Consider the following 23,241-nt stretch of genomic DNA (forward strand, 5'->3'; position numbering starts at 1 on the left):
TCCTGTTTTTTTATGTCATCACAACGTGGCTTACTCGCTGCCGCTCTTCGATGCCAGCAGCCCATCCGCACGGAACATGCTCTTAATCCCTCTCACCGCCTGACGAATGCGATCGCTGTTTTCTATCAGCGCAAAACGCACGTGTGTATCGCCATACTCACCAAAGCCAACGCCCGGGGATACACAGACTTTCGCGTCGTGCAGCATCTTTTTGGCAAACTCCAGCGACCCCATAGCCGCATACGGTTCAGGGATCTTCGCCCAGACATACATTGACGCCTTCGGCATTTCTACCATCCAGCCCGCCTCATGCAGGCCTTTGACCAGTACATCGCGGCGGCGTTTATACTGCGCGGCAATATCTTTCACACACTGCTGATCGCCTTCCAGCGCGGCAATCGCCGCCACCTGCAACGGGGTAAAAGTACCGTAGTCGTGGTAGCTCTTAATGCGTGCCAGGGCACTCACCAGCGTTTTGTTACCGACCATAAAGCCAATACGCCAGCCGGCCATATTGTAGCTTTTGGAAAGGGTGAAGAACTCGACTGCCACATCACGTGCGCCAGGCACCTGCATAATTGAAGGCGCTTTCCAGCCGTCATACACAATATCGGCATAGGCTAAATCGTGAACCACCAGCACGTCGTAACGTTTTGCCAGGGCGACCACTTTCTCAAAGAAGTCGAGTTCAACGCACTGCGCCGTTGGGTTTGACGGGAAACCGAGGATCATCATCTTCGGTTTCGGATAGCTTTCGCGGATAGCGCGTTCGAGCTCGTTGAAGAAGTCTACGCCTTCCACCAGTGGCACAGAGCGAACCTGCGCACCGGCAATAACGGCCCCGTAAATGTGAATGGGATAGCTCGGGTTTGGCACCAGAACAGTGTCACCGTGATCCAGGGTTGCCAGCATCAGGTGCGCCAGCCCCTCTTTCGAACCGATGGTCACAATGGCTTCGCTTTCAGGATCGATATCGACCTGATAGCGATCCTGATACCAACGGGAGATCGCACGACGTAAACGAGGAATACCGCGGGAAGTCGAGTAGCCATGCGTATCAGGACGCTGGGCAACCGTACATAATTTTTCGACAATATGCGGTGGTGTAGGGCCGTCAGGGTTACCCATGCTGAAATCGATAATGTCTTCGCCGCGCCGACGCGCAGCCATTTTCAGTTCAGCAGTGATATTGAAAACATAAGGGGGTAAACGATCGATACGCGTAAAACGGCGTTCAGGACTGGAGTCAGCCATAAGTTCCTCAGATTCACGTTAGCGCCCGGACCGTCCGAGCGACGCTGCCACGTATGTGGCGTGTTTAGAAAATAACCTGAAAAAAAACGTGCTGTCGAGAGGGAAAATAAAAAAAATATTTCGCGCTAAAACGGGAATGCTGCTGTGCGTAAAAGCGGAACAGCAAAGTCTAAATACGCATATTTAATACCTGTTATTTAACACAATGATATCAAATACGTTACCTTGATCCTGCCACAGGCAATAAACCCGGCACGATTCAGGGATCTCTAATCAATCCCCTTTGTAAATTATGGCCTTTCCCCATTTGATAAAGGAAATGGATAGCTGGTCATTAGGTGCCAGGTTTTTTATCATAGTTTTTTCCCGATTTCCCAGGTTCACCCGTGCACGAAATATTCAATATGCTCCTGGCGGTTTTTGACCGCGCGGCATTAATGCTGATCTGCCTGTTCTTCCTGATCCGCATTCGCCTGTTCCGCGAGCTTTTACATAAGTCCGCCCACTCGCCCAAAGAGCTACTGGCCGTCACGGCCATCTTCTCGATGTTTGCGCTGTTCAGCACCTGGTCCGGCGTCCCGGTTGAAGGCTCGCTGGTTAACGTGCGCATCATCGCCGTCATGTCCGGCGGGATTTTATTTGGCCCGTGGGTGGGGATTATCACTGGCCTCATCGCAGGGACACATCGTTACCTGATTGATATTGGCGGCGTCACCGCCATTCCCTGCTTTATCACCAGTATTATCGCCGGGGTGCTTTCCGGCTGTATCAACCGCAAAATCCCGAAAAAACAGCACTGGCGCGCGGGGATCATCGCCGGCATGGCGTGTGAAACACTAACCATGATCCTGGTAGTCGCCTGGGCGCCCACCACGGATCTGGGGCTGGATATTGTCTCGAAAATCGGTATTCCGATGATTCTGGGTAGCGTCTGCATCGGCTTTATCGTGCTGCTGGTGCAGAGTGTTGAAGGAGAGAAAGAAGCCAGCGCGGCGCGTCAGGCTAAGCTGGCGCTTGATATTGCCAACAAAACGCTGCCGTTGTTCCGTCATGTCAATGCCGAGTCATTGCGTCAGGTCTGCGATATTATCCGCCGCGATATTCACGCCGATGCCGTCGCGATAACCAATATCGATCACGTGCTGGCCTATGTGGGCGTGGGTGAGCACAACTATCGCGACAACGATGACACCGTTAGCCCCACCACCCGACAGGCGATTAACTACGGAAAAATCATCATTAAAAACAATGATGAAGCCTACAGAACCCCTGAAATTCACTCCATGCTGGTGATCCCGCTGTGGGAGAAAGGCGTGGTGACCGGCACGCTGAAAATTTATTACTGCCATGCGCACCAGATAACCTCCTCACTTCAGGAGATGGCTATCGGCCTGTCGCAAATCATTTCGACCCAGCTTGAAGTCTCCCGCGCCGAGCAACTGCGCGAAATGGCAAATAAGGCAGAGCTGCGCGCGCTGCAAAGTAAAATTAATCCCCATTTCCTGTTTAACGCGTTGAACGCTATCTCCTCGTCCATTCGCCTGAATCCAGACACCGCGCGCCAGCTGATTTTTAATCTGTCACGCTACCTACGCTACAACATCGAACTGAAGGACGATGAGCAGATCGACATCAAAAAAGAGCTGTATCAGATTAAAGATTACATCGCCATTGAGCAGGCGCGCTTTGGTGACAAGCTGACGGTCATCTACGATATCGATGAAGAGGTTAACTGTGTGATCCCAAGCCTGCTGATCCAGCCACTGGTCGAAAATGCCATTGTTCACGGTATTCAGCCGTGTAAAGGCAAAGGCGTGGTGACCATCAGCGTGGCAGAGAGCGGAAACCGCGTCCGCATTTCCGTGCGCGATACCGGCCACGGCATCGATCCCAAAGTGATTGAGCGCGTTGAATCCAACGAAATGCCCGGCAATAAGATTGGGTTACTGAACGTGCATCACCGCGTCAAACTGCTGTATGGCGATGGGCTGCACATTCACCGTCTTGAGCCAGGCACTGAAATCGCTTTTTACGTCCCGAATGAACGCTCACCCGTTCATGCGCCGACATCCCTGTTGCCGTAGGCAGGAGTAACGGATGAAAGTCATCATCGTAGAAGATGAATTTCTGGCTCAACAAGAGCTGAGCTGGCTGATAAAAACCCACAGCCAGATGGAGATCGTGGGCACCTTTGAAGATGGCCTCGACGTGCTGAAATTTTTGCAGCACAACCGGGTCGACGCGATTTTTCTGGATATCAATATCCCTTCGCTGGACGGCGTGTTGCTGGCGCAGAACATCAATCAGTTCGCCCATAAACCGTTTATTGTGTTTGTTACCGCCTGGAAAGAGCACGCGGTAGAAGCCTTTGAACTGGAAGCGTTTGACTACATTCTCAAACCTTACCAGGAGTCGCGAATTGTGAGCATGTTGCAAAAGCTGGAGGCGGCATGGCAGCAGCAGGCGGCGCCCGTGAACACAAGCCCGGCAACGCGTGAAAATGACACCATTAATCTGGTCAAGGATGAGCGGATAATCGTGACGCCGATAGACGATATCTACTATGCCGAAGCGCATGAGAAGATGACGTTTGTCTATACCCGGCGCGAATCGTACGTGATGGCGATGAACATCACCGAGTTTTGCAGCAAACTGCCGGCCGCGCACTTTTTCCGCTGCCACCGTTCGTTTTGCGTGAATTTAAATAAGATCCGTGAGATCGAACCCTGGTTTAACAACACCTATATTTTGCGTCTGAAAGATCTTGATTTTCAGGTGCCGGTAAGCCGCAGCAAAGTGAAAGAATTTCGCCAGCTCATGCACCTGTAAGGGGTGTCCCCTCTCCCACCGGAGAGGGTAACACGGTTTACAGCACCTGGCCGAGAACCTGACGCAAGTGCGCACCAGAGCCCAGCAGGCCTGGGTTATCGTGCACAATCAGGTACACCGGAATGTCCTGAACGTAGCTTCTGAAACGACCTTTGTCTTCAAACCCACCGCGGAAGCCAGAGGCTTTAAAGAAATCGAGGAAACGCGGCACGATGCCGCCTGCGATAAACACACCGCCAAAGGTGCTGAGGTTCAGCGCCAGGTTGCCGCCAAAACGCCCCATGATGACGCAGAACAGCGACAGCGCACGACGACAATCGATGCAGGTATCCGCCAGCGCGCGTTCGGTGACATCTTTCGGTTGCAGGTTTTCAGGCAGACGACCGTCAGACTTCACAATCGCACGATAGAGATTCACCAGCCCCGGGCCGGAAAGCACACGCTCAGCGGACACATGGCCAATCTCGGCACGCAGCTCTTCAAGAATAATCCCCTCTTCTTCGCTGTTTGGCGCAAAATCAACGTGGCCACCCTCACCCGGCAGGCTGACCCAGCGTTTATCAACGTGCACCAGATGTGACACCCCCAGGCCGGTGCCTGCGCCATAGACGGCAATCGGTTTGTCTTCGACTGGGGCGGTGCCGCCAAACTGAATCAGGTGTTCTGGCTTTAACATCGGGATCGCCATCGAAACCGCAGTAAAGTCATTAATGATTTCCAGATGCGAAAAACCGAGGTTCTTTTTCATTTCAGCGATAGAGAATGCCCAGGTATGGTTGGTCATGGCCACCCAGTCGCCGGTAATCGGGCAGGCAATGGCAATACAACCGTCCTCAACGCTTATCCTATGCTCATCAAGATAGACGCGAACCACGGCCTCAAGGCTTGGATAATCCAGCCCTGAATAGGTCTTCGCCTGAGAAATCTCACCGGTGTTTACATCACAGAGGGCAAGACGTGCGTTGGTCCCCCCCACGTCACCTACTAAAGCATACTTTGTCATTCTTCTACTGCTCCGCTAAAGTCAGAATAAATCTTTGGGACACTGTAAATTCAAGGCTGGATAACAACAACGACCTGAAGGCAGCCGCCCCAGGATTATCGATCTTCGTCACAGAATAACTTTACCGTTTCAGCATCTTTTGCACTATTGCCACAAAGTTGTTTGTGCAAAGTAACACCATACGTTTTGTACAAGGAAATCATCATGCTCCACCCGCGAGCCAGAACCATGCTGCTATTGGCTATCCCGGCGCTCATCATTGGTATTTTCTCAAGCCTTGTGCTCATCGTCGTGATGAAGGTCGCGTCGGTGCTGCAAACGATGTTATGGACTGCTATTCCGGCAAAATTGGGGATCAGCTTCGATTCACCCGTGTGGATAGTAGTGATGCTGACGCTCACCGGTATTGCGGTAGGCCTGGTGATTCGGTTTAGCCCGGGACATGCGGGGCCCGATCCGGCTCTGGAGCCGTTAATTAGCGCGCCCGTCAGCCCATCAGCGTTACCGGGGCTTATCATTGCGCTGATTATCGGCCTTGCGGGCGGCGTTAGTCTGGGGCCGGAACATCCCATTATGGCAGTGAATATTGCTCTGGCGGTGTTTCTTGGCTCGCGTATTCTTCCCCGTGTTGGCGTGCTGGACTGGACGATCCTCGCCTCTGCAGGCACCATTGGCGCGTTGTTTGGTACTCCCGTTGCCGCAGCGCTGATTTTCTCTCAGACGCTCAGCGGCAATAGCGATGTGCCTCTCTGGGACAGACTCTTCGCTCCGCTGATGGCGGCCGCCGCAGGCGCGCTGACCACCAGTCTGTTTTTCCACCCGCATTTTTCGCTCTCGCTGCCCCACTACGGGCAAATGCAGATTGCCGATATTTTCAGTGGCGCCATCGTGGTTGCCATCGCAATTGCGCTGGGGATGGTGGCGGTATGGTGCCTTCCACGCCTGCACCGCCTGATGCATAAGCTTAAACACCCGGTGCTGATGCTGGGCGTCGGTGGTCTTATTCTTGGTATTCTGGGCGCTATCGGTGGGCCGGTAACGCTGTTTAAAGGTCTGGATGAGATGCAGCAGCTGGCCTTCAGCCAGGTGTTTAGCGTGTCAGATTATCTGCTGTTTGCGCTGGTGAAACTGGCCGCGCTGGTTGTGGCGGCGGCGTGCGGTTTTCGCGGCGGGCGTATCTTCCCGGCGGTGTTTATCGGCGTGGCGCTGGGGCTGATGCTGCACGAGCATGTGGATGCGGTTCCGGCGGCGATTACGGTGTCGTGTTCCATTCTGGGGCTGGTTCTGGTCGTGACGCGCGATGCGTGGCTAAGCCTGTTTATGGCCGCCGTGGTGGTACCGGATGCCACACTTATCCCACTGTTATGTATCGTGATGTTGCCCGCCTGGCTCCTGCTGGCGGGCAAACCGATGATGATGGCCTGGCGAAACGACAAATAATCAGGCTCTGTTGCGCGCCTCCAGGGCTTTGGTGATGGCACCAAGCAGCGGCGGGATATCAGCTTTCGGTAGCATGACCTCAATCAGCGAAAGCCTCTCGTGGTGCGCGACTTTTTCCAGTACATCCGCCAGTTGTTCCACTTCGCTCACTCTCCAGCACTCGGCCTGTGGATTCAGGCTGAGCGCCTGCGGGATCTGCGTCCAGTTCCACAGGGCAATATCGTTGTACCGTTGCTCTGGTCCGTGGATCGCCCTTTCCACCGTATAACCTTCGTTGTTCAGCACCAGGATTATCGGCCGCTGTTTATCGCGCAGCATAGAGCCCATCTCCTGGATGGTCAGCTGTGCGGCACCATCGCCCGTAAGCACAATCACGCGGCGCTGAGGGCACGCCGTCTGAGCGCCAAACGCCGCTGCCAGTGTGTATCCAATCGATCCCCAGAGCGGCTGAACGATAAAATTCACATCTGATGGTAAGCGCAGCGCGAATGCACCAAAAGCAGAGGTCCCCTGGTCGGCCAGGATGATGTCACCGGGCCGGATAAAGGTTTGCAGGGTGCTCCAGAAACTTTCCTGCGTCAGTTCACTGTCCTGATCCGCCGGTGAAAATATATGATGCGTAGCAGGCGCAACCGGCCCGGTAATGTGCTGTTTGCAAATCTCGGCCAGCGTTTCTATCGCCTGGATCATCGGGATGCCGGTAAACCAGATATCGCCCACGCGGGATGCATGAGGCTGAACTTCAATGGTTTGCGCCGGGGTAAGCTGATGGGTAAATCCGGCGGTCAGCGTATCGGTAAAACGCGTGCCGATGCACAGGACCGTATCCGCGCCTTCAATGGCTTCTTTCGCGGCATCAGCACTTGCCGACCCACTGTAGGTACCGTAAAAGCCCGGCTGACGCTCATCAAAGATCCCCTTACCCATCAGCATGGTTGCGTGGGCCATCGGTACCTCTTTCACCCACTTCTGAAGTGCGTGCTTAAGCCCGTGGCGCAGGACCAGAAAATCGGCCAGCAGAGCCGTTCGTTTGCTGCCGGCGATCCGGTTCAGGGCAGCCTCACGAAATGCTTTCAGACAGCCATTATCCGCATGAGCAGGCTTATAGGTGAGAGCGGTTACAGGCGGGGTGGCTGCTTTTTTTGCCACATCGGCGGGCAACATCAGATAGCCAGGACGGCGCTCACGCAGCATGGTGGTGAGGACCCGGTCTATTTCATAGCAGGCATTTTGTTCGGTAAGGATCGCCTGTGCGACGGTGACAGGCTCACTCATATGGTAAAAATGACGGAAATCTCCATCACCCAGAGTGTGGTGTAACAGCTCGCCTCGTTGCTGAGAAGCCATGCCCGGCGCCCCCACAATGTGCAACACCGGAACATACTCAGCAAAGCTGCCAGCAATGCCGTTCATGGCGCTTAACTCACCGACGCCAAACGTCGTCAGCAGCGCGGCAAAGCCCTTACATCGGGCATAGCCGTCGGCGGCGTAAGATGCATTCAGCTCATTTGCACAGCCCACCCAGCAGATATCGGGGCTGTCTATCACGTGGTCGAGAAACTGCAAATTATAGTCGCCTGGCACGCCAAACAGATGATCGGCTCCACAATCTGTAAGACGGTCCAGCAGGTAATCGGCGACGCAGTATGGGGTACGCATGACAGGTATCCTTCTTATGTTGACCTCACTTTGAGTATTAAAGAAGCGTGATGGCTGTCCAGAATTGGCAATAAGATGGGCATGGAAAGAATGCTTTACAAAAAAGGCTGCGTTATGCTCTTTTTCTTCACGCGAATGTAAACGTATACACGCATTTTTCTTTACAGCACCAGGGGTCACGAGAATGGGTTATCAGCCTGACAAAAATCGTTATCAGACAATGCAGTACCGCCGTTGCGGCCAAACTGGGCTTAAGTTACCGGCCATCTCTCTGGGGCTTTGGCATAACTTTGGTGACACCACGCTCATTGAAAACAGCCGTCAACTTTTACAGCGGGCTTTCGATTTGGGTATTACCCATTTTGATCTTGCCAACAACTACGGCCCCCCTCCTGGCTCAGCCGAGCGCAATTTCGGGCGTATATTGCAGGAAGATTTTCTGCCCTGGCGTGACGAGTTAATTATTTCCACCAAAGCGGGCTACACCATGTGGGACGGCCCTTACGGCGACTGGGGCTCACGCAAATATCTGATCTCAAGTCTTGATCAGAGCCTTAAGCGTATGGGGCTTGAATACGTCGATATCTTCTATCACCACCGTCCTGATCCTGAAACGCCACTTCAGGAGACAATGAAAGCGCTTGACCACATAGTGCGCCAGGGGAAAGCCCTGTACGTTGGGTTATCCAACTACCCGGCGGAACTGGCACGTAAAGCGATTGATATGCTTAACGATCTCGGCACGCCTTGTGTTATCCACCAGCCTAAATACTCCATGTTTGAGCGCGCGCCGGAAGCGGGATTGCTGGACGTCCTGAAAGAGAAAGGTGTCGGGTGTATTCCCTTCTCGCCGCTGGCGGGTGGGCAACTGACTAACCGCTATCTGCACGGTATTCCGCAGGACTCACGTGCGGCCAGTGGCAGCCAGTTCCTTAACCCTGACCAGTTAACCGAAGAAAAACGGTTAAAGGTTGTCGCGCTGAACGCACTGGCGGAAAGCCGCGGCCAGAAACTGTCGCAAATGGCTCTGGCGTGGGTATTGCGCCACGATGCCGTAACGTCCGTACTGATTGGCGCGAGTAAAACGTCGCAAATTGATGATGCGGTCGGGATGCTCGGGAATCGCCAGTTCTCCGCACAAGAGTTGTCCACCATCGACGACATTCTGAACCGGTCAAATTAAAACCATTTTTAGCAAAACGTGCTCTCATTTGTGATTTAGGAGTTGAGGCGATGAAACGGGGCTTTACCGCCCCGTAATATTGCGTTAACAGGCCGCACGACGGCCCCGATCGTGAAGGAGAAGAGTATGTTCAGGTCACTGATTCTGGCTGCGGTTTTAATGGCTGCGGCGCCGCTGGTTGCAAATGCGGGCGAAATCACCCTGTTGCCATCAGTAAAATTACAAATTGGCGATCGCGATAATTACGGTAACTACTGGGACGGTGGCGGCTGGCGCGACCGTGATTACTGGCATCGTCATTATGAATGGCGCAGAGATCGCTGGTGGAAACATGATAATGGTCGCCATCGTGGCTGGGATAACCGGAAAGCCTACGAGCGCGGCTATCGCGAAGGGTGGAACGACCGCGACGATCGTCGCGGCGGATGGGGACGCGGCCACGGCCATGGTCACCACCACTAAAACAGAAAGGAGCCTATTGGCTCCTTTCTTGTTTCTATAACCCCAATAGTGTCCCGACCAATAACCACAGATTGAGTGCCACCACCACAACCACAATGGCCCAGCCTGCGCGTTTCACAAGCGTGGTGTTCACCAGATCGCCCATCAGGGATTTATTGCTGGTAAAAATCAGCAGCGGAACCAGCGCCAGTGCAATACCAAAGCTCAGCAATACCTGGCTCATGACCAGAATACGCGTCGGATCAAGCCCCATCAGGATCACGATAAAGGATGGCAGCATGGTGACGGAACGGCGCACCCACAGCGGGATATGAAAGCGCACGAACCCCTGCATGACTACCTGCCCTGCCAGGGTGCCGACCACGGTCGAAGACAGACCCGCAGCAACCAGGCTCAACCCAAATACGGTGGCCGCGGCATGGCTCAGCAAGGGTTCCAGCGTCAGATAGGCCTCATCAAGATCGGCAATACCCGTGTGCCCGTTAAAATGAAACGCGGCGGCGGCGGTTGCCATCATCGCCAGATTCACAAACCCTGCAATCGTCATCGCGATACCGACATCCCATTTGGTCGCAGAATACCGCTGCTGGCGCGTGCCACCGTGCAGGTGCTGCGTTAATGAAGAGTGAAGGTAAATCACGTGTGGCATGATAGTGGCACCCAGAACCCCCGCGGCCAGGAATACCGCTTCAGAGGTTGGCAGGCTTGGGATAACCATCCCTTTACTAAGCTGCGCCAGATCAGGCTGTGAGAAAATTAACTCCACAATATAAGCCGCGGCCACAAACAGCAGCAGGCCGCCAATCACTTTTTCGAGCGGCTTCTGCCCACGGCGCTGCAACATCAGGATAAGGAAAGTGGCAATCCCGGTCAGCACCGCACCCTGTAACAGAGAAACGCCGAGTATCAGCTTGAACCCGATAGCCGCCCCGATAAACTCAGCCAGATCCGTTGCCATCGCAATGATTTCGGCCTGGATCCAGTAAAGCCAGACGGCCGGACGCGGATAGTGGTCACGGATCTGTTCGGCCAGGTTTTTACCCGTGGCAATCCCGAGCTTCGCGGAGAGCATCTGAATCAGCATTGCCATCAGGTTTGCCCAGACGACAACCCACAGCAGCTTATAGCCGAAGCTCGCCCCGGCCTGAATATTGGTCGCAAAATTACCCGGATCGATATAGCCAATGGCAGCAATGAACGCAGGTCCCATTAATGCGAACCGCAACTTGCGCGCTGCTCTGCCACTGCTACCCTCTACGCGACTGTTTGTCATTTCTGCCTCTGGAAATATAGCCTTTGCTATGTTTAATGCTAACAAAATGAGAATGATTATCAAGATCATTTAAAACGTTTTGTGTGATTTCTCTGATAGCTTTGAACAATAGATGGGCAGGTTTGCTGGAGCGGCCTCACAGAATGTGAAATCGCGCAGTCTTTTGTGAAGCGTAGCACACAAACTTAACTTTTCACTCATTTACCTAACATAACAAAAATGTATTGTTGATCACTATTTTTGAGACTCGTCACAGGATGTGACTATAGTGTGGCTTTGATCTCGTTTTCTTTACGCTTGTTACATAGAATGTGCACGGAAATTAAACCTGCCTCAAATTTGGAGCAAATATGGACCGCGTCCTTCACTTTGTCCTGGCACTCGTTGTCGTTACTGCGCTTGCGTTGCTGGTCAGCCATGACCGCAAAAAAATCCGCATCCGCTATGTTGTTCAGCTTCTCGTTATTGAAGTTTTACTCGCGTGGTTCTTCCTGAACTCCAACGTGGGGCTTGGCTTCGTGAAAGGCTTCTCCGAAATGTTCGAAAAACTGCTCGGATTCGCCAACGAAGGGACTAACTTTGTCTTCGGTAAAATGAACGACGAAGGCCTGGCTTTCTTCTTCCTGAAAGTACTGTGCCCTATCGTCTTCATCTCTGCGCTGATTGGTATCCTGCAACACATCCGTGTTCTGCCGATCGTTATCCGCGCAATTGGTACTGTGCTGTCTAAAGTCAACGGTATGGGCAAACTGGAATCCTTCAACGCAGTAAGTTCCCTGATCCTGGGTCAGTCTGAGAACTTCATCGCGTATAAAGACATTCTGGGCAAAATGTCCCGCAACCGTATGTACACCATGGCAGCCACAGCGATGTCTACCGTTTCCATGTCTATCGTGGGCGCGTACATGACAATGCTGGAACCAAAATACGTTGTTGCAGCTCTGGTTCTGAACATGTTCAGCACCTTTATCGTGCTGTCCCTGATCAACCCATACCGCGTTGAAGAAGGCGAAGAGAACCTCCAGATGGCAAATCTGCATGAAGGTCAGAGCTTCTTCGAAATGTTGGGTGAATACATTCTGGCAGGTTTCAAAGTTGCGATTATCGTTGCGGCAATGCTGATCGGCTTTATCGCGCTGATTTCTGCACTGAACGCACTGTTCGCTGCGGTCCTGGGTATTTCCTTCCAGGGCATTCTGGGCTACATCTTCTATCCGGTTGCCTGGGTAATGGGTGTTCCGGCAAGCGAAGCATTGCAGGTTGGTAGCATCATGGCCACCAAACTGGTTTCCAACGAATTCGTTGCGATGATGGATCTCCAGAAAATTGCCGGCACGCTCTCTCCGCGCGCTGAAGGCATTATCTCTGTGTTCCTGGTCTCCTTCGCCAACTTCTCTTCTATCGGCATCATCGCGGGTGCGATTAAAGGTCTGAACGAAGAGCAAGGTAACGTGGTTTCTCGCTTCGGTCTGAAACTGGTTTACGGTTCTACCCTGGTGAGCGTACTGTCTGCTTCTATCGCAGCACTGGTACTGTAAATCCAGACCAAAACAAAACCGGGAGCCTGTGCTCCCGGTTTTTTTATGCCTGTAGTTCGCTAAGCGGCACAGGTTTGCCCAGCAGGTATCCCTGCATATAGTCCACGCCAAAGCGGAGCAACATCTCTCGCTGTTCCGGCGTTTCAACGAATTCAGCAACCACACACAACGACTTCGTTTTCGCCAGATTGCAAATTGACTGCACAATCATCGCATCCATGCTGTCGCTACAGATGTCTTTTACGAAACAGCCGTCAATCTTGATGATATCGGCCTGAAGGCGCTTGAGGCGCTCGTAATTGGCATACCCTGTGCCAAAGTCATCAATCGCAATACGGAAACCGCAATCCCTTAGTTGCTGAATGTTCTTGATGCTGGTTCCTGAATTCGAGAATGCCTGCTCTTCGGTTATCTCAATCACAACAGCGTGAGGCGGAACCCGATAGTGTTCGAAGAGCTTGATAATCTCGTTCGCAACCTCTTTTTGCATCAGCGTCAACGGCATGAGGTTAACGGAAAACCGGGTTTTGTCATGTGATACCGGGTTATCACGCAGCCATGCCAGTAAGTTCTCAACCACGCTCAAATCGAACCGATGGCTCAGGTTGAACTGGGCAATCAGCGGGATAAAACGGTCAGGCGTAATAATTTCGCCATCACTCTCAAGCCGGGTCAGGATCTCGTGATAGCCCTTTCCGGCAGCATTCTGGATCGGCTGGGCGTACAAACGGATACCGCCCGCGTCGAGCGCACGTTTGATACGCCCTAACATCAACACTCTGTCGGTGGTTTGCCCTGAAACGGTTTCAATGCTGTTGGTCAGTGCCAGCACATTGTGCGTTGCACAGGACTGTTCAGAGAGCCAGCTCAGCTGCCCCAGGGTGTGATGGAGATTTTCACCGTTTTCAATCTCGCCCCAGGATGCGCCAAACTCGATATCCAGCCCGGTGTTGTTCCAGAAGATTTTACGGCTGTTCAATTGATCAACCATATGCTGCAAGCGCTCAGCCGTTCCTGGCCCTAGCAGAACCAGCACCAGTTCACTGCCGGGTAGCTGGAACAGTTGTTCATCTTTCTGCATCAGCGGCCGGAGGGAGGTCGTAATCATACGCTTGCAATGCACGCGCATGAGAATGCCGTAGTGGCGGCTCAGGAACTCGAGGTTGTCCATCCGCAGGCAGCAGATTTTCGCATCAGGATGAAGATGCAGGTAATCCTCAAGCGCACGAATGTTGGGTAGACCAGTAAGCGGGTCGGTTAATGCCCTCTTCTGCCAGCCTTGTTTCATCCATTCACTGCGTCGATAAATCCTCGACATATAGAGCAAACAAATAGCAAAAGAGATCAGTACCGACAGGATAAATGAGAGGGAGTATCCCGATTCCACCCCGTTGAGGAAGTTATAATTGTACGTCAGCAGTAACAGTGCCGACGTCGCCCACAGCAGTGAGATAAGCGCGTAGCTCAGGCGGCTGATCCCAAGCGTAAAGAGGATAAAGATGACGGGCATTAAATATCCCGCAATTATCGGTGACTCCAGAGGAGCGCACAAAACTGCAACAATAAACACCAAAACCATTAGCCAAATTACTATATAAATAGGTTGTTTATTCAGGAGTAATGGTTTAAGACTTTGTCGCCAGAATGATGCAGCATACCGGGGACTAATTATCATTCTTAAGGGATAGTAAAACATCATTGTAAATATGAGCGCGGCACATATCAGGCTCTGAATATCAACAACGTTATAAATTGCAGTGCCTTCGCCGAAGAAAGTAGAGATAGTCACCGGGAAATCAAATAAATAGCCCGCCAGATACATCGATAGCTTAATGCCTATCGGCACCATAAAACCAAGCCAGAATATACGTATACCGATGTACTTATTGGGCACACTGTGGCGCCAGCGCTTGCCCAGCACCAGACGGATCACGCCACAAGCGGCAAAGACGGAGAAAGTCTGGCAAAAAAGCAAAACTAAATGTTGTAGCGGCGCTAAATTAATATTGTAAATATTAGCAGCAGTAAAACTTAACAGGATGGGAATAATTGCGCGGCGGCCAAACAATAAAATCACAGCCAGCATTACACTTAATGGTAACCATGCCAAATAAACATCATGACCGTTAACTATTGCTCGCGGTGAGATATAACGAGAAAACGGCACCGCAATCAGACAAAGCAGTAACGCAATCATAAATATCTTTACATTATTGACATTTTTACTTTTCATTAAAGTGAATAAACTATTTTCCGCTATTATTCATTGACCGGACGGATAATAGGTTTATTAATTGCGCGAAGCAAGATCAAGTCCATAATTAGACCGTGTTCTTAAGCTGGATTGAGGTGAGGTATAGGAAAACACCATTACTTGCAACAAAATCCGTGCACAGGTGTTACAAAAGCATAAAAAAACCCCCGTCTTTCGACGAGGATTTAAATTTTGGTGGAGCTAAGCGGGATCGAACCGCTGACCTCTTGCATGCCATGCAAGCGCTCTCCCAGCTGAGCTATAGCCCCACATGTTACTTTACAAACCGCACTCTGTTGGGTTCAGAGTTTGGTGGAGCTAAGCGGGATCGAACCGCTGACCTCTTGCATGCCATGCAAGCGCTCTCCCAGCTGAGCTATAGCCCCATCGTAAAGCTGTCATGTTGACGGGCGGCATAATATGAATTTAGCTTCGGAGTGTCAACGGCAAAATCGATCGCTTTGAATCAATCGCCGAAAAATCATGCAAATGAATCACTTTGCGTACCTGCTCGCAGTCAGGAGTTAAGCCTGTCACGTTTTCACGTAAAACGGTGCTATAAAATGAACCACTAATTAACCCTACTAATATTCAGGCAATTGCATGATCAAGGAACGAATGACGCCAGAAGAGTTAGCCCTGCTCACTGGCTATAGCCGCCAGACCATCAATAAATGGGTTCGTAAAGAGGGTTGGATTACATCGCCAAAACCAGGAGTACAGGGTGGCAAGGCGCGGCTGGTGCATGTCAATGAGCAAGTTCGGGACTTTATTCACAGCGCCCGCCGGGCGTCCGACGCACCTGATATGCCAGAAAACCATGACCGTTCGCTCCACACGTTACTTCTGACGCTGGCAAATGAAATGACGCCGGATGAGCAAAAGCAGCTGACATCTCTGTTACTGCGGGAAGGGATTACCGGATTGTTGCAACGTTTAGGGATACGCGATCAGAGCTGATATGAAAAGATTACGCAGTAAAATGACGACCGAAGAGCTGGCCGATAGTTTGGGTGTTGCCCGGCAAACAGTTAATCGCTGGATTCGGCAGCAAGGATGGAAAACGGAAGGCATTAATGGGGTAAAAGGCGGACGCGCACGGTTGATTCATATTGATGCCCGTGTTCGCGAGCATATCATGAGCATTCCGGCCATCCGTAACCGCCAGGCTATCTATCAACTGGCAGAAGCGCCCTCGTTATACGGGGAATCTAAATCGTCTGGCTTACTTCCTCAAATCATCGACTCTCTTGAGAATTTAACGCTGATTGAGCAAGAGCGACTTCAGACGTTACTGACCCGGGAAGGCCTTCAGGGATTTCTTACCCGCCTCGGCATTACTGAATTGCACGCATAAAAAACGGCAGGTTTCCCTGCCGTTATTCTTACCTTTTGCGCAATTACTGCTGGCTTTCACGCTCAGCAATAAAGCCCAGTGCTTTGTTAATACGCGCAACGCTGCGTGTTTTACCAATAGCATGAACGGTGACATCCAGTGCAGGTGACTGGCCAGCGCCGGTTACTGCCACGCGCAGCGGCATCCCCACTTTACCCATGCCCACTTCCAGCTCATCGGCAGTCGCCTGAATAGCGTGGTGAACATTTTCAGCGGTCCACTCGGTAATCGCCGCCAGTTTGTCGCGCACGACTTCCAGTGGCTGACGCGCAACCGGACGCAGGTGTTTCTTGGCTGCATCGGCATCAAACTCGTCGAACTCCTCATAGAAGTAACGGCAGCTTTCGGCAATCTCTTTCAGCGTTTTGCAACGCTCGCCAAGCAGTTTCACCAGTTCCGCCAGCTCAGGGCCAGTGCGGGTATCGATGTTTGCCTGTTCGATGTGCCATTGCAGGTAAGTCGCAACGTACTCTGGCTGCATGGTGTTGATGTAGTGGTGGTTCAGCCACAGCAGTTTATCGGTGTTGAACGCACTGGCGGATTTGCTGACTGCGCCCAGAGAGAACAGATTGATCATCTCTTCACGGCTGAAGATCTCCTGGTCACCGCTGGACCAGCCCAGGCGAACCAGGTAGTTCAGCAGCGCTTCTGGCAGATAACCGTCATCACGGTACTGCATTACGCTAACCGCACCATGACGTTTAGACAGTTTTTTACCGTCGTCACCGTTGATCATGGAAACGTGCGCATACACTGGTACAGGCGCATTCAGTGCTTTCAGGATGTTGATCTGACGTGGGGTGTTGTTGATATGGTCTTCACCACGGATAACGTGGGTGATTTCCATATCCCAGTCATCTACCACAACGCAGAAGTTATAGGTTGGTGAGCCGTCGGTACGACGGATGATCAGGTCATCCAGCTCCTGGTTGCTGAATTCGATCGGGCCACGGATCTGATCGTCAAAGATAACAGAACCTTCCTGCGGGTTGGCAAAACGCACAACACACGGCTCATCCGCAGCATGTTCGCTGTGGTCATGGCGGCAACGGCCGTCGTAACGTGGTTTTTCGCCATTTGCCATCTGCTCTTCGCGCAGGGCATCCAGACGTTCTTTAGAGCAGTAGCATTTATATGCCGTGCCAGCGACCAGCATTTCATCAATCACAGCATTATAGCGGTCAAAACGTTTGGTCTGGAAATACGGGCCTTCATCCCATTCCAGATTCAGCCAGTTCATCCCATCCATAATGGCTTCGATTGCTTCCGGCGTTGAGCGCTCAAGATCGGTGTCTTCAATACGCAGCACAAACTCACCTTTGTTGTGGCGTGCGAAAAGCCAGGAATAGAGAGCAGTACGGGCACCACCGACGTGCAGATAGCCTGTCGGGCTCGGCGCGAAGCGAGTTTTGATTTTCATGAAATGGCCTTACGTTATAAAGATGCCGGCAATCGGCAAATCCCGGGGAAAAAACAATGGGCAATATTCTATCACTGTGGGGCGATTCCTCAATGTTGTTCCCTGAATCGGGCTTGAGTTTGCTGTTTTTGTTTAGAAATCATGCGCCGCCGCCCGTTTTGCGATCGTTTTGTTTAATTTTACGACGAACGAATAAAAACTTTAGAAAATGCGTTGACTCATTTTCAACTCTCCCTATAATGCGACTCCACACAGCGGGGGTGATTAGCTCAGTTGGTAGAGCATCTCCTTTACACGGAGGGGGTCGGCGGTTCGAGCCCGTCATCACCCACCATCTACTTCATGTAGACTCGCAGTGTAGATAAGAATTGAGAATGGGCGATTAGCTCAGTTGGTAGAGCATCTCCTTTACACGGAGGGGGTCGGCGGTTCGAGCCCGTCATCGCCCACCATTCTCACCTTATCGATAGCAGTTCCGAAATGGGCGATTAGCTCAGTTGGTAGAGCATCTCCTTTACACGGAGGGGGTCGGCGGTTCGAGCCCGTCATCGCCCACCATTTCGGGTCGTTAGCTCAGTTGGTAGAGCAGTTGACTTTTAATCAATTGGTCGCAGGTTCGAATCCTGCACGACCCACCAATGTAAAAAAGCGCCCTAAAGGCGCTTTTTTGCTTTCTGCGATTTGAACGATTCGAACCTGCCGCAGGTTCGAGCCGAACAGCGGAGCCGTTTACGGCGACGACCCGAAGGGCGAGCGAAGCGAGTCATCCTGCACGACCCACCAATGTAAAAAAGCGCCCTAAAGGCGCTTTTTTGCTTTCTGCTATTTGAACGATTCGAACCTGCGATTCTGGCCTAAAGCACATTGCCTGATGGCGCTGCGCTTATCAGGACTACAAAATACACATTCTTTATCCTTCAACCAGTGTGGTGACTAATCTCTCGATCGCCGGTGTTGCCTGCTTCTCGTCATACACCACGTATAAATCTGCCGGTATACGCTCTTTCAACGGGCGAAATACCACGCCGGGCCACTGCATTTGTGCGTAACTGTCTGCCGCAAGCGTAATTCCCATGCCCATACTGACCATCGCCAGCACCGTCTGCGGCTCAACGGCCTCACGGACAATCATTGGCGAGAATCCCGCCTGCTGACACACACGCTGCAGAAAAGCCCAGTCTGAATGCGCAGACGGCATGGTGACAAAATACTCATTTTGCAGCTCAGAAAGTGAGATAGACGTGCTGGCAACTAACCGGTGATCTTCCGGCATCGCCACCAGAAATGCAGCGTCACGCAGACGAATACCGGTAAACCCCGGGGCAGGCTCCGTGGCCATGCGCCAGATCCCGACATCCAGCTCACGCCGTTCAAGCAATGCCATCTGCATCACCGGTGATTTCTCGCGAAAAACCACGTCCACGTTCGGGTGCTCTTTTAAAAACGTTCGCATTACTGAACGCACTTCACTCCACATTGCCGTTCCCACAATACCAAGCTCGATGCGCCCTGCCTCACCGCGACCAATCTGTTCGACCCGGGCCAGCGCCTGATTTGCACTGGTCAGCAGCCGACGTGATTCCTCCATCAGAACTTTCCCGGCATGGGTTAATGCAACGCTCCGGGAATGGCGAATAAACAGCAGCGTACCGAGCTGGCTTTCCAGCTCTTTGATATGCAGGCTTAACGGAGGCTGCGACATATTCAGGCGAGCCGCCGCCCGCCCAAAATGCAGCTCTTCCGCCACGGCCAGGAAATAGCGCAGGAGTTTAAGGTCGGTTCGGTAGACGCGTTCCATCAAAGCATATCCCGGAGATAACACTGAATACCTCACCTTAAATCTTTTCGCGTCAGGAACAACCCGTTTTAATGCGTCGCTGTGCGCAACGCGTTGTTTTTACCCGCGTGTCGGTAGTTAAAACACAGGAAAAACACCACGGCCAGAATCAGCGCGTAAGCCGCAAATACCAGCCAGATGGTCTGCCAGTCTTTCACACCATCAACGGAGAAATAGTCCACCGCCATCCCGCTCAGGATCGACCCCACGTATGCTCCAACGCCATTTACCATGGTCATAAATAAGCCCTGCGCACTGGCACGGATGTCCGGCGTCACCTCTTGCTCCACAAATACCGAGCCCGAGATGTTGAAGAAATCAAAGGCGCAACCGTAGACAATCATCGACAACATCAGCAAAACAAATCCCACCGCAGACGGGTCGCCAAAAGCAAACAGCCCGAAACGCAGCATCCAGGCCACCATGCTCATCAGCATCACGGTTTTAATACCAAAGCGTTTCAGGAAAAACGGGATTGTCAGGATGAAGAAAACTTCAGACATCTGCGAGACGGAGAGCAATATCGACGGATATTTAACGATAAAGCTGTCTGCATACTCCGGGTTGCGCGCAAAATCATGCAGGAAAGGGCTGCCGAAGGTATTGGTGATTTGCAGCACCGCGCCCAGCAGCATCGCGAACAAGAAAAAGATGGCCATCCGCGGCTGTCTGAACAACACAAAAGCATTCAGGCCCAGTTTGCTTGCAAGCGTCGGGGCTGATTTGCTCTTCACTACCGGGATCTTAGGTAATGTCAGGGAATACAGAGCAAGCACCAGGGAGGCCCCCGCAGCGATGTAGAGCTGGACATTACTGAGTTCAACACCCATCAGGCTGATTGCCCACATCGCCACAATAAAGCCCACCGTGCCGTACACACGTACAGGTGGAAAATGGCTCACCGTATCCAGCCCGGCCTGTTCAAGACAGGAATAAGAGAGCGTATTCGATAACGCAATTGTGGGCATAAACGCCATCGCATTAACCAGCATCACCCAGAACATCAGGCCGGGTTCGTTGACATGCGCGGCATAGCAGAGTGCAACCGCGCACACAAGATGGCAAATCATATAGGCCCGGTCTGCGCGCAGCCATTTGTCGGCAATGATGCCCACCAGGGATGGCATAACGATCGCCGCAAGCCCTTTGGAGCTATAAACCAGCCCCACGTCTGAGCCGGTAAAATGTAGGGTATTAATCATGTAGGAGCCCAGCGTAACCAGCCAGCTCCCCCAGATAAAATATTGCATAAAGGACATCATCTTTAATCGGGTCGTGATGTTCATAACCTGTTCCTTTTCGCAGGGTGTGGCCCTGTTCAGGGCCACTTATTTTTATCAGGCGATTTTGCGCAGGAAGCCGCAGATAAGATTGATGAAATTCTGCCGCGAGAGTTCTGCTGCCGCCAGCGTCTGCTCATGGGACAGTTTCACATCGCCCAGCCCTTCAGCCAGATTGGTAATAGCCGACACAGCCACCACTTTCAGATCACAGTGGCGCGCAGAAATCACTTCCGGGACCACCGACATACCCACGACATCACCGCCGATAATCTGCATCATGCGGATCTCTGCTGCCGTTTCGAAATTCGGCCCCGGGTAAGATACAAAAACGCCCTCACTCAGCGGGAAGCCCTCTTCAGCCGCGACCGTTTGCAGCACGGCGCGGTACTCTGCGTCATAGGCATTAGCCAGGGTGAAAAAGCGATCGCCGAAACGCTCATCGTTTAACCCGACCATCGGCGTGCCGGGCATGGTGTTGATGTGATCATTCAGGGCAACAAGGCTACCAGGCCCGACTTCCGGGCGCAGAGAGCCTGCCGCATTAGTACAAAACAGCAGTTCGCAGCCCAGCAGTTTAAAGGTGCGGATAGCGTCGGTCATGATGGTCATGCCACGACCTTCATAGAAATGACCGCGTCCTTTCATACAGACCACGGGAACACCGGCAAGATGGCCTAATATCAGTTCCCCCGCGTGCCCATGTACGGTACTGACCGGGAAACCGGGTAATTTCTCATACGAGATAGCCACGGCATCTTCAATTTGTTCTGCCAGCGCGCCCAGGCCAGAGCCCAGGATAAAAGCAACGCGTGGGGTGAAATTCGGTTTGTGGGCGCGAATGATATCCGCACAGTACCAGGGATTATTTGAGAGGGTCATAGAGGCTCCATCAGGACAAAGATTGCGATAGCAGATCGCATGACCTTTGTCTTATATCTGGAGCCCAGGGGGGATCACCAATACACTTTTGCAGGGTTATCAATACTGTTTCAGTATCAATATCTTCTGCCCCATCGCCCGGCGGACCTCAAGCTATCGCCTGCGGTGCCGATATCCCTTATTTATGGCGAAAAGGAACTCAATATGACAACCCTCAAGGCAGTATCTCTGTCAGCGATGGAAATCGGCAGCACTGATAATAGCTCCGGTGGTAATGACATTGCTTCTCAAATTTCTCGTCTGGCCAAACAGATAACCAAAGTCACCCAGCAGTTAAAAGAGGTGGCATCGGGTGACGGCACCGCCGAAGAAAAACAAAAGCAGCAGGAGCTGCTTGAGTCGCAAATGGCGATGCTACAGGCTCAGATGGAGGCGCTTCAGCGCCAGCAAGCCGAAGAATCCGCGCCGAAGCAGGGCCCGGTTCAGCAGGCCGTTGAAGAAGGTGTGAATAAACCGTCCGCAGAGCACCAGATTGATATCTACATCTGATAATCGTTTGGGTTAAACAGTGGGTCGCGTATCCGTGCTTCGGTTAATTGCTGAGCCTGCATACGCACCACTTCCCAGATTGCCAGCGCCGCACCGGAGATAGAACGATTTTTACGCCTGACCAGCATAAGTTTACGGTCGATAGCCGGTGTAAACCGTTTTACTGTCAGACGGCTTCCCTGAGGCAGCGGCAGCGCAAGTGCGGGTAACACGCTAATGCCTATCCCCGCTTCAACCATCGGAAACAGCGTGGCAGGATGACCGATCTCCTGCACTATCCTTGCATTGACCCTCTGCTCAGCAAGCGCAGCATCAATCAGCGGGCGACTACCCGATGCGTAATCCTGAAGCACAAGATCCGCTCCTTCCAGCGCCTGCCATGTTACCTCCGGCAATGATGCCAACGGATCGTCGTCACGACATAACAGTAAAAACGGTTCCGAAAGCACAACTTCGCTTTCAAGATCGCTCACAGCGCCGGGATCGATAACGATCCCAAAATCCACCTCCCCCTGGCGGATACTCTCCAGCACCCACTGCTGCGGACGGTCATGAAGCACAAAATCGATCTCCGGGTAGAGATGATTACTTTCGGCAATGCACTGCGGAATAAGATGCGCAGATATCGTCTGACTCGCCGCGACGCGCACAGTGCCGGAAAGTTGTTGCCCGAGCCGGCCCACATCCCGCAGCGTGGAATTCAGCTCGTCCAGTAACCTTTCCAGCCGGGAAGCCAGCTGCTGGCCGGCATCGGTGAGCACCACTTCGCGCGTGGTTCGGTCGAGCAGCCGCACACCGGTCTGTATCTCAAGCTCTTTCACACTATGGCTGACCGCCGACTGGCTCAAGCCGATTATTTCTCCTGCCCGGCTAAAGCTACGGGCATGTGCTACGGTCACAAATACACGAAGCTGACGTAAGGAATAATTCATCTGTTCTTTTCATGAATGGATGCAATAAATCAATTTTATTTCTCAAACAG

19 protein-coding genes and 6 tRNA genes are annotated in these 23,241 nt (G+C 52.4%); 13 read left to right on the forward strand and 12 right to left on the reverse strand.

The window, feature by feature from the left end:
• Positions 1-30: 30 nt before the first annotated feature.
• Positions 31-1,254 (reverse strand): alanine transaminase, encoded by a 1,224-nt coding sequence (alaC, locus tag N1249_RS15495; RefSeq protein WP_259830817.1) that lies wholly within the window; start codon positions 1,252-1,254, stop codon positions 31-33.
• Positions 1,255-1,640: 386 nt separating this feature from the next.
• On the opposite strand from alaC, the gene N1249_RS15500 reads away from it, so the two are divergent.
• Together N1249_RS15500 and N1249_RS15505 are read left to right on the forward strand one after the other, a co-directional pair.
• Positions 1,641-3,338, forward strand: coding sequence for a sensor histidine kinase (locus tag N1249_RS15500; RefSeq protein ID WP_259830819.1), 1,698 nt, complete (start codon positions 1,641-1,643; stop codon positions 3,336-3,338).
• A 13-nt stretch (positions 3,339-3,351) separates the two neighbouring features.
• A complete protein-coding gene (locus tag N1249_RS15505) occupies positions 3,352-4,083 on the forward strand; it encodes a LytTR family DNA-binding domain-containing protein (RefSeq protein ID WP_166716470.1) in 732 nt (243 codons plus the stop codon).
• Positions 4,084-4,120: 37 nt separating this feature from the next.
• On the opposite strand, the gene glk is transcribed toward N1249_RS15505, so the two are convergent.
• Positions 4,121-5,086 carry a glucokinase gene (gene glk, locus N1249_RS15510; protein ID WP_259830821.1) on the reverse strand — a complete coding sequence of 322 codons (966 nt, stop codon included), beginning with the start codon at positions 5,084-5,086 and terminating at the stop codon, positions 4,121-4,123.
• Positions 5,087-5,290: 204 nt separating this feature from the next.
• On the opposite strand from glk, the gene N1249_RS15515 reads away from it, so the two are divergent.
• Positions 5,291-6,526, forward strand: coding sequence for an ion channel protein (locus N1249_RS15515; protein ID WP_259830823.1), 1,236 nt, complete (start codon positions 5,291-5,293; stop codon positions 6,524-6,526).
• Here the strand turns inward: N1249_RS15515 and ipdC are convergent, their stop codons facing one another.
• Positions 6,527-8,185, reverse strand: a complete 1,659-nt coding sequence (ipdC, locus tag N1249_RS15520) for an indolepyruvate decarboxylase (RefSeq protein ID WP_259830825.1) — start codon at positions 8,183-8,185, stop codon at positions 6,527-6,529. It abuts the gene before it with no gap.
• 184 nt (positions 8,186-8,369) lie between these two features.
• Here ipdC and N1249_RS15525 point away from each other — a divergent pair, with 184 nt between their 5' ends.
• Positions 8,370-9,368 (forward strand): aldo/keto reductase, encoded by a 999-nt coding sequence (locus N1249_RS15525; RefSeq protein ID WP_259830827.1) that lies wholly within the window; start codon positions 8,370-8,372, stop codon positions 9,366-9,368.
• Between the two features lie 126 nt (positions 9,369-9,494).
• Complete coding sequence (gene ypeC, locus N1249_RS15530; protein WP_259830828.1) at positions 9,495-9,830, forward strand: DUF2502 domain-containing protein YpeC; 336 nt, start codon at positions 9,495-9,497, stop codon at positions 9,828-9,830.
• Positions 9,831-9,864: 34 nt separating this feature from the next.
• Here ypeC and N1249_RS15535 read toward each other — a convergent pair whose 3' ends face one another.
• Entirely contained in the window at positions 9,865-11,103 is a 1,239-nt protein-coding gene (locus N1249_RS15535; protein WP_259830830.1) for an Nramp family divalent metal transporter, read from the reverse strand.
• Between the two features lie 350 nt (positions 11,104-11,453).
• Between N1249_RS15535 and N1249_RS15540 the strand changes: the two genes are divergently transcribed.
• Positions 11,454-12,641, forward strand: coding sequence for a NupC/NupG family nucleoside CNT transporter (locus tag N1249_RS15540; RefSeq protein ID WP_217187425.1), 1,188 nt, complete (start codon positions 11,454-11,456; stop codon positions 12,639-12,641).
• A gap of 43 nt (positions 12,642-12,684) precedes the next feature.
• On the opposite strand, the gene N1249_RS15545 is transcribed toward N1249_RS15540, so the two are convergent.
• The 3 genes from N1249_RS15545 to N1249_RS15555 all read right to left on the reverse strand — a co-directional run bounded on the left by N1249_RS15545 (position 12,685) and on the right by N1249_RS15555 (position 15,281).
• Complete coding sequence (locus N1249_RS15545) at positions 12,685-14,874, reverse strand: EAL domain-containing protein (RefSeq protein WP_409193146.1); 2,190 nt, start codon at positions 14,872-14,874, stop codon at positions 12,685-12,687.
• Positions 14,875-15,088: 214 nt separating this feature from the next.
• A tRNA-Ala gene (locus N1249_RS15550) sits at positions 15,089-15,164 on the reverse strand.
• A 41-nt stretch (positions 15,165-15,205) separates the two neighbouring features.
• A tRNA-Ala gene (locus N1249_RS15555) sits at positions 15,206-15,281 on the reverse strand.
• 217 nt (positions 15,282-15,498) lie between these two features.
• On the opposite strand from N1249_RS15555, the gene N1249_RS15560 reads away from it, so the two are divergent.
• Both N1249_RS15560 and N1249_RS15565 read left to right on the forward strand, forming a co-directional pair.
• Positions 15,499-15,855: a YfeC-like transcriptional regulator gene (locus tag N1249_RS15560; RefSeq protein ID WP_259830835.1), complete on the forward strand. Its 357-nt coding sequence runs from the start codon at positions 15,499-15,501 to the stop codon at positions 15,853-15,855.
• Position 15,856: 1 nt separating this feature from the next.
• On the forward strand, positions 15,857-16,252 hold the full coding sequence (locus N1249_RS15565; protein WP_259830837.1) for a YfeC-like transcriptional regulator: 396 nt from the start codon (positions 15,857-15,859) through the stop codon (positions 16,250-16,252).
• Positions 16,253-16,295: 43 nt separating this feature from the next.
• On the opposite strand, the gene gltX is transcribed toward N1249_RS15565, so the two are convergent.
• The gene (gltX, locus tag N1249_RS15570) at positions 16,296-17,711 is read right to left on the reverse strand and encodes a glutamate--tRNA ligase (protein ID WP_014071236.1); all 1,416 of its coding nucleotides are present in this window, start codon (positions 17,709-17,711) and stop codon (positions 16,296-16,298) included.
• Positions 17,712-17,969: 258 nt separating this feature from the next.
• Between gltX and N1249_RS15575 the strand changes: the two genes are divergently transcribed.
• The 4 genes from N1249_RS15575 (at position 17,970) to N1249_RS15590 (ending at position 18,349) form a co-directional block, all read left to right on the forward strand.
• Positions 17,970-18,045: transfer RNA gene (locus N1249_RS15575), tRNA-Val, on the forward strand.
• 42 nt (positions 18,046-18,087) lie between these two features.
• Positions 18,088-18,163: transfer RNA gene (locus N1249_RS15580), tRNA-Val, on the forward strand.
• A gap of 30 nt (positions 18,164-18,193) precedes the next feature.
• A tRNA-Val gene (locus N1249_RS15585) sits at positions 18,194-18,269 on the forward strand.
• A gap of 4 nt (positions 18,270-18,273) precedes the next feature.
• Positions 18,274-18,349: transfer RNA gene (locus tag N1249_RS15590), tRNA-Lys, on the forward strand.
• Between the two features lie 272 nt (positions 18,350-18,621).
• On the opposite strand, the gene N1249_RS15595 is transcribed toward N1249_RS15590, so the two are convergent.
• The 3 genes from N1249_RS15595 to xapA all read right to left on the reverse strand — a co-directional run bounded on the left by N1249_RS15595 (position 18,622) and on the right by xapA (position 21,710).
• A complete protein-coding gene (locus tag N1249_RS15595; protein WP_259830840.1) occupies positions 18,622-19,509 on the reverse strand; it encodes a LysR family transcriptional regulator in 888 nt (295 codons plus the stop codon).
• Positions 19,510-19,577: 68 nt separating this feature from the next.
• On the reverse strand, positions 19,578-20,834 hold the full coding sequence (locus tag N1249_RS15600) for a nucleoside permease (protein ID WP_259830842.1): 1,257 nt from the start codon (positions 20,832-20,834) through the stop codon (positions 19,578-19,580).
• 51 nt (positions 20,835-20,885) lie between these two features.
• Positions 20,886-21,710 (reverse strand): xanthosine phosphorylase, encoded by an 825-nt coding sequence (gene xapA, locus N1249_RS15605; protein WP_259830844.1) that lies wholly within the window; start codon positions 21,708-21,710, stop codon positions 20,886-20,888.
• Positions 21,711-21,914: 204 nt separating this feature from the next.
• Between xapA and N1249_RS15610 the strand changes: the two genes are divergently transcribed.
• Positions 21,915-22,259, forward strand: coding sequence for a FlxA-like family protein (locus N1249_RS15610; protein ID WP_259830846.1), 345 nt, complete (start codon positions 21,915-21,917; stop codon positions 22,257-22,259).
• On the opposite strand, the gene N1249_RS15615 is transcribed toward N1249_RS15610, so the two are convergent.
• Entirely contained in the window at positions 22,250-23,191 is a 942-nt protein-coding gene (locus tag N1249_RS15615; RefSeq protein WP_259830848.1) for a LysR family transcriptional regulator, read from the reverse strand. The genes N1249_RS15610 and N1249_RS15615 overlap by 10 nt on opposite strands.
• Between the last annotated feature and the right edge of the window lie 50 nt (positions 23,192-23,241).

Origin of the sequence: Enterobacter sp. CP102 (assembly GCF_025152625.1) — a bacterium.
In the GTDB taxonomy this organism is placed as follows: Bacteria; Pseudomonadota; Gammaproteobacteria; order Enterobacterales; family Enterobacteriaceae; genus Enterobacter; species Enterobacter soli.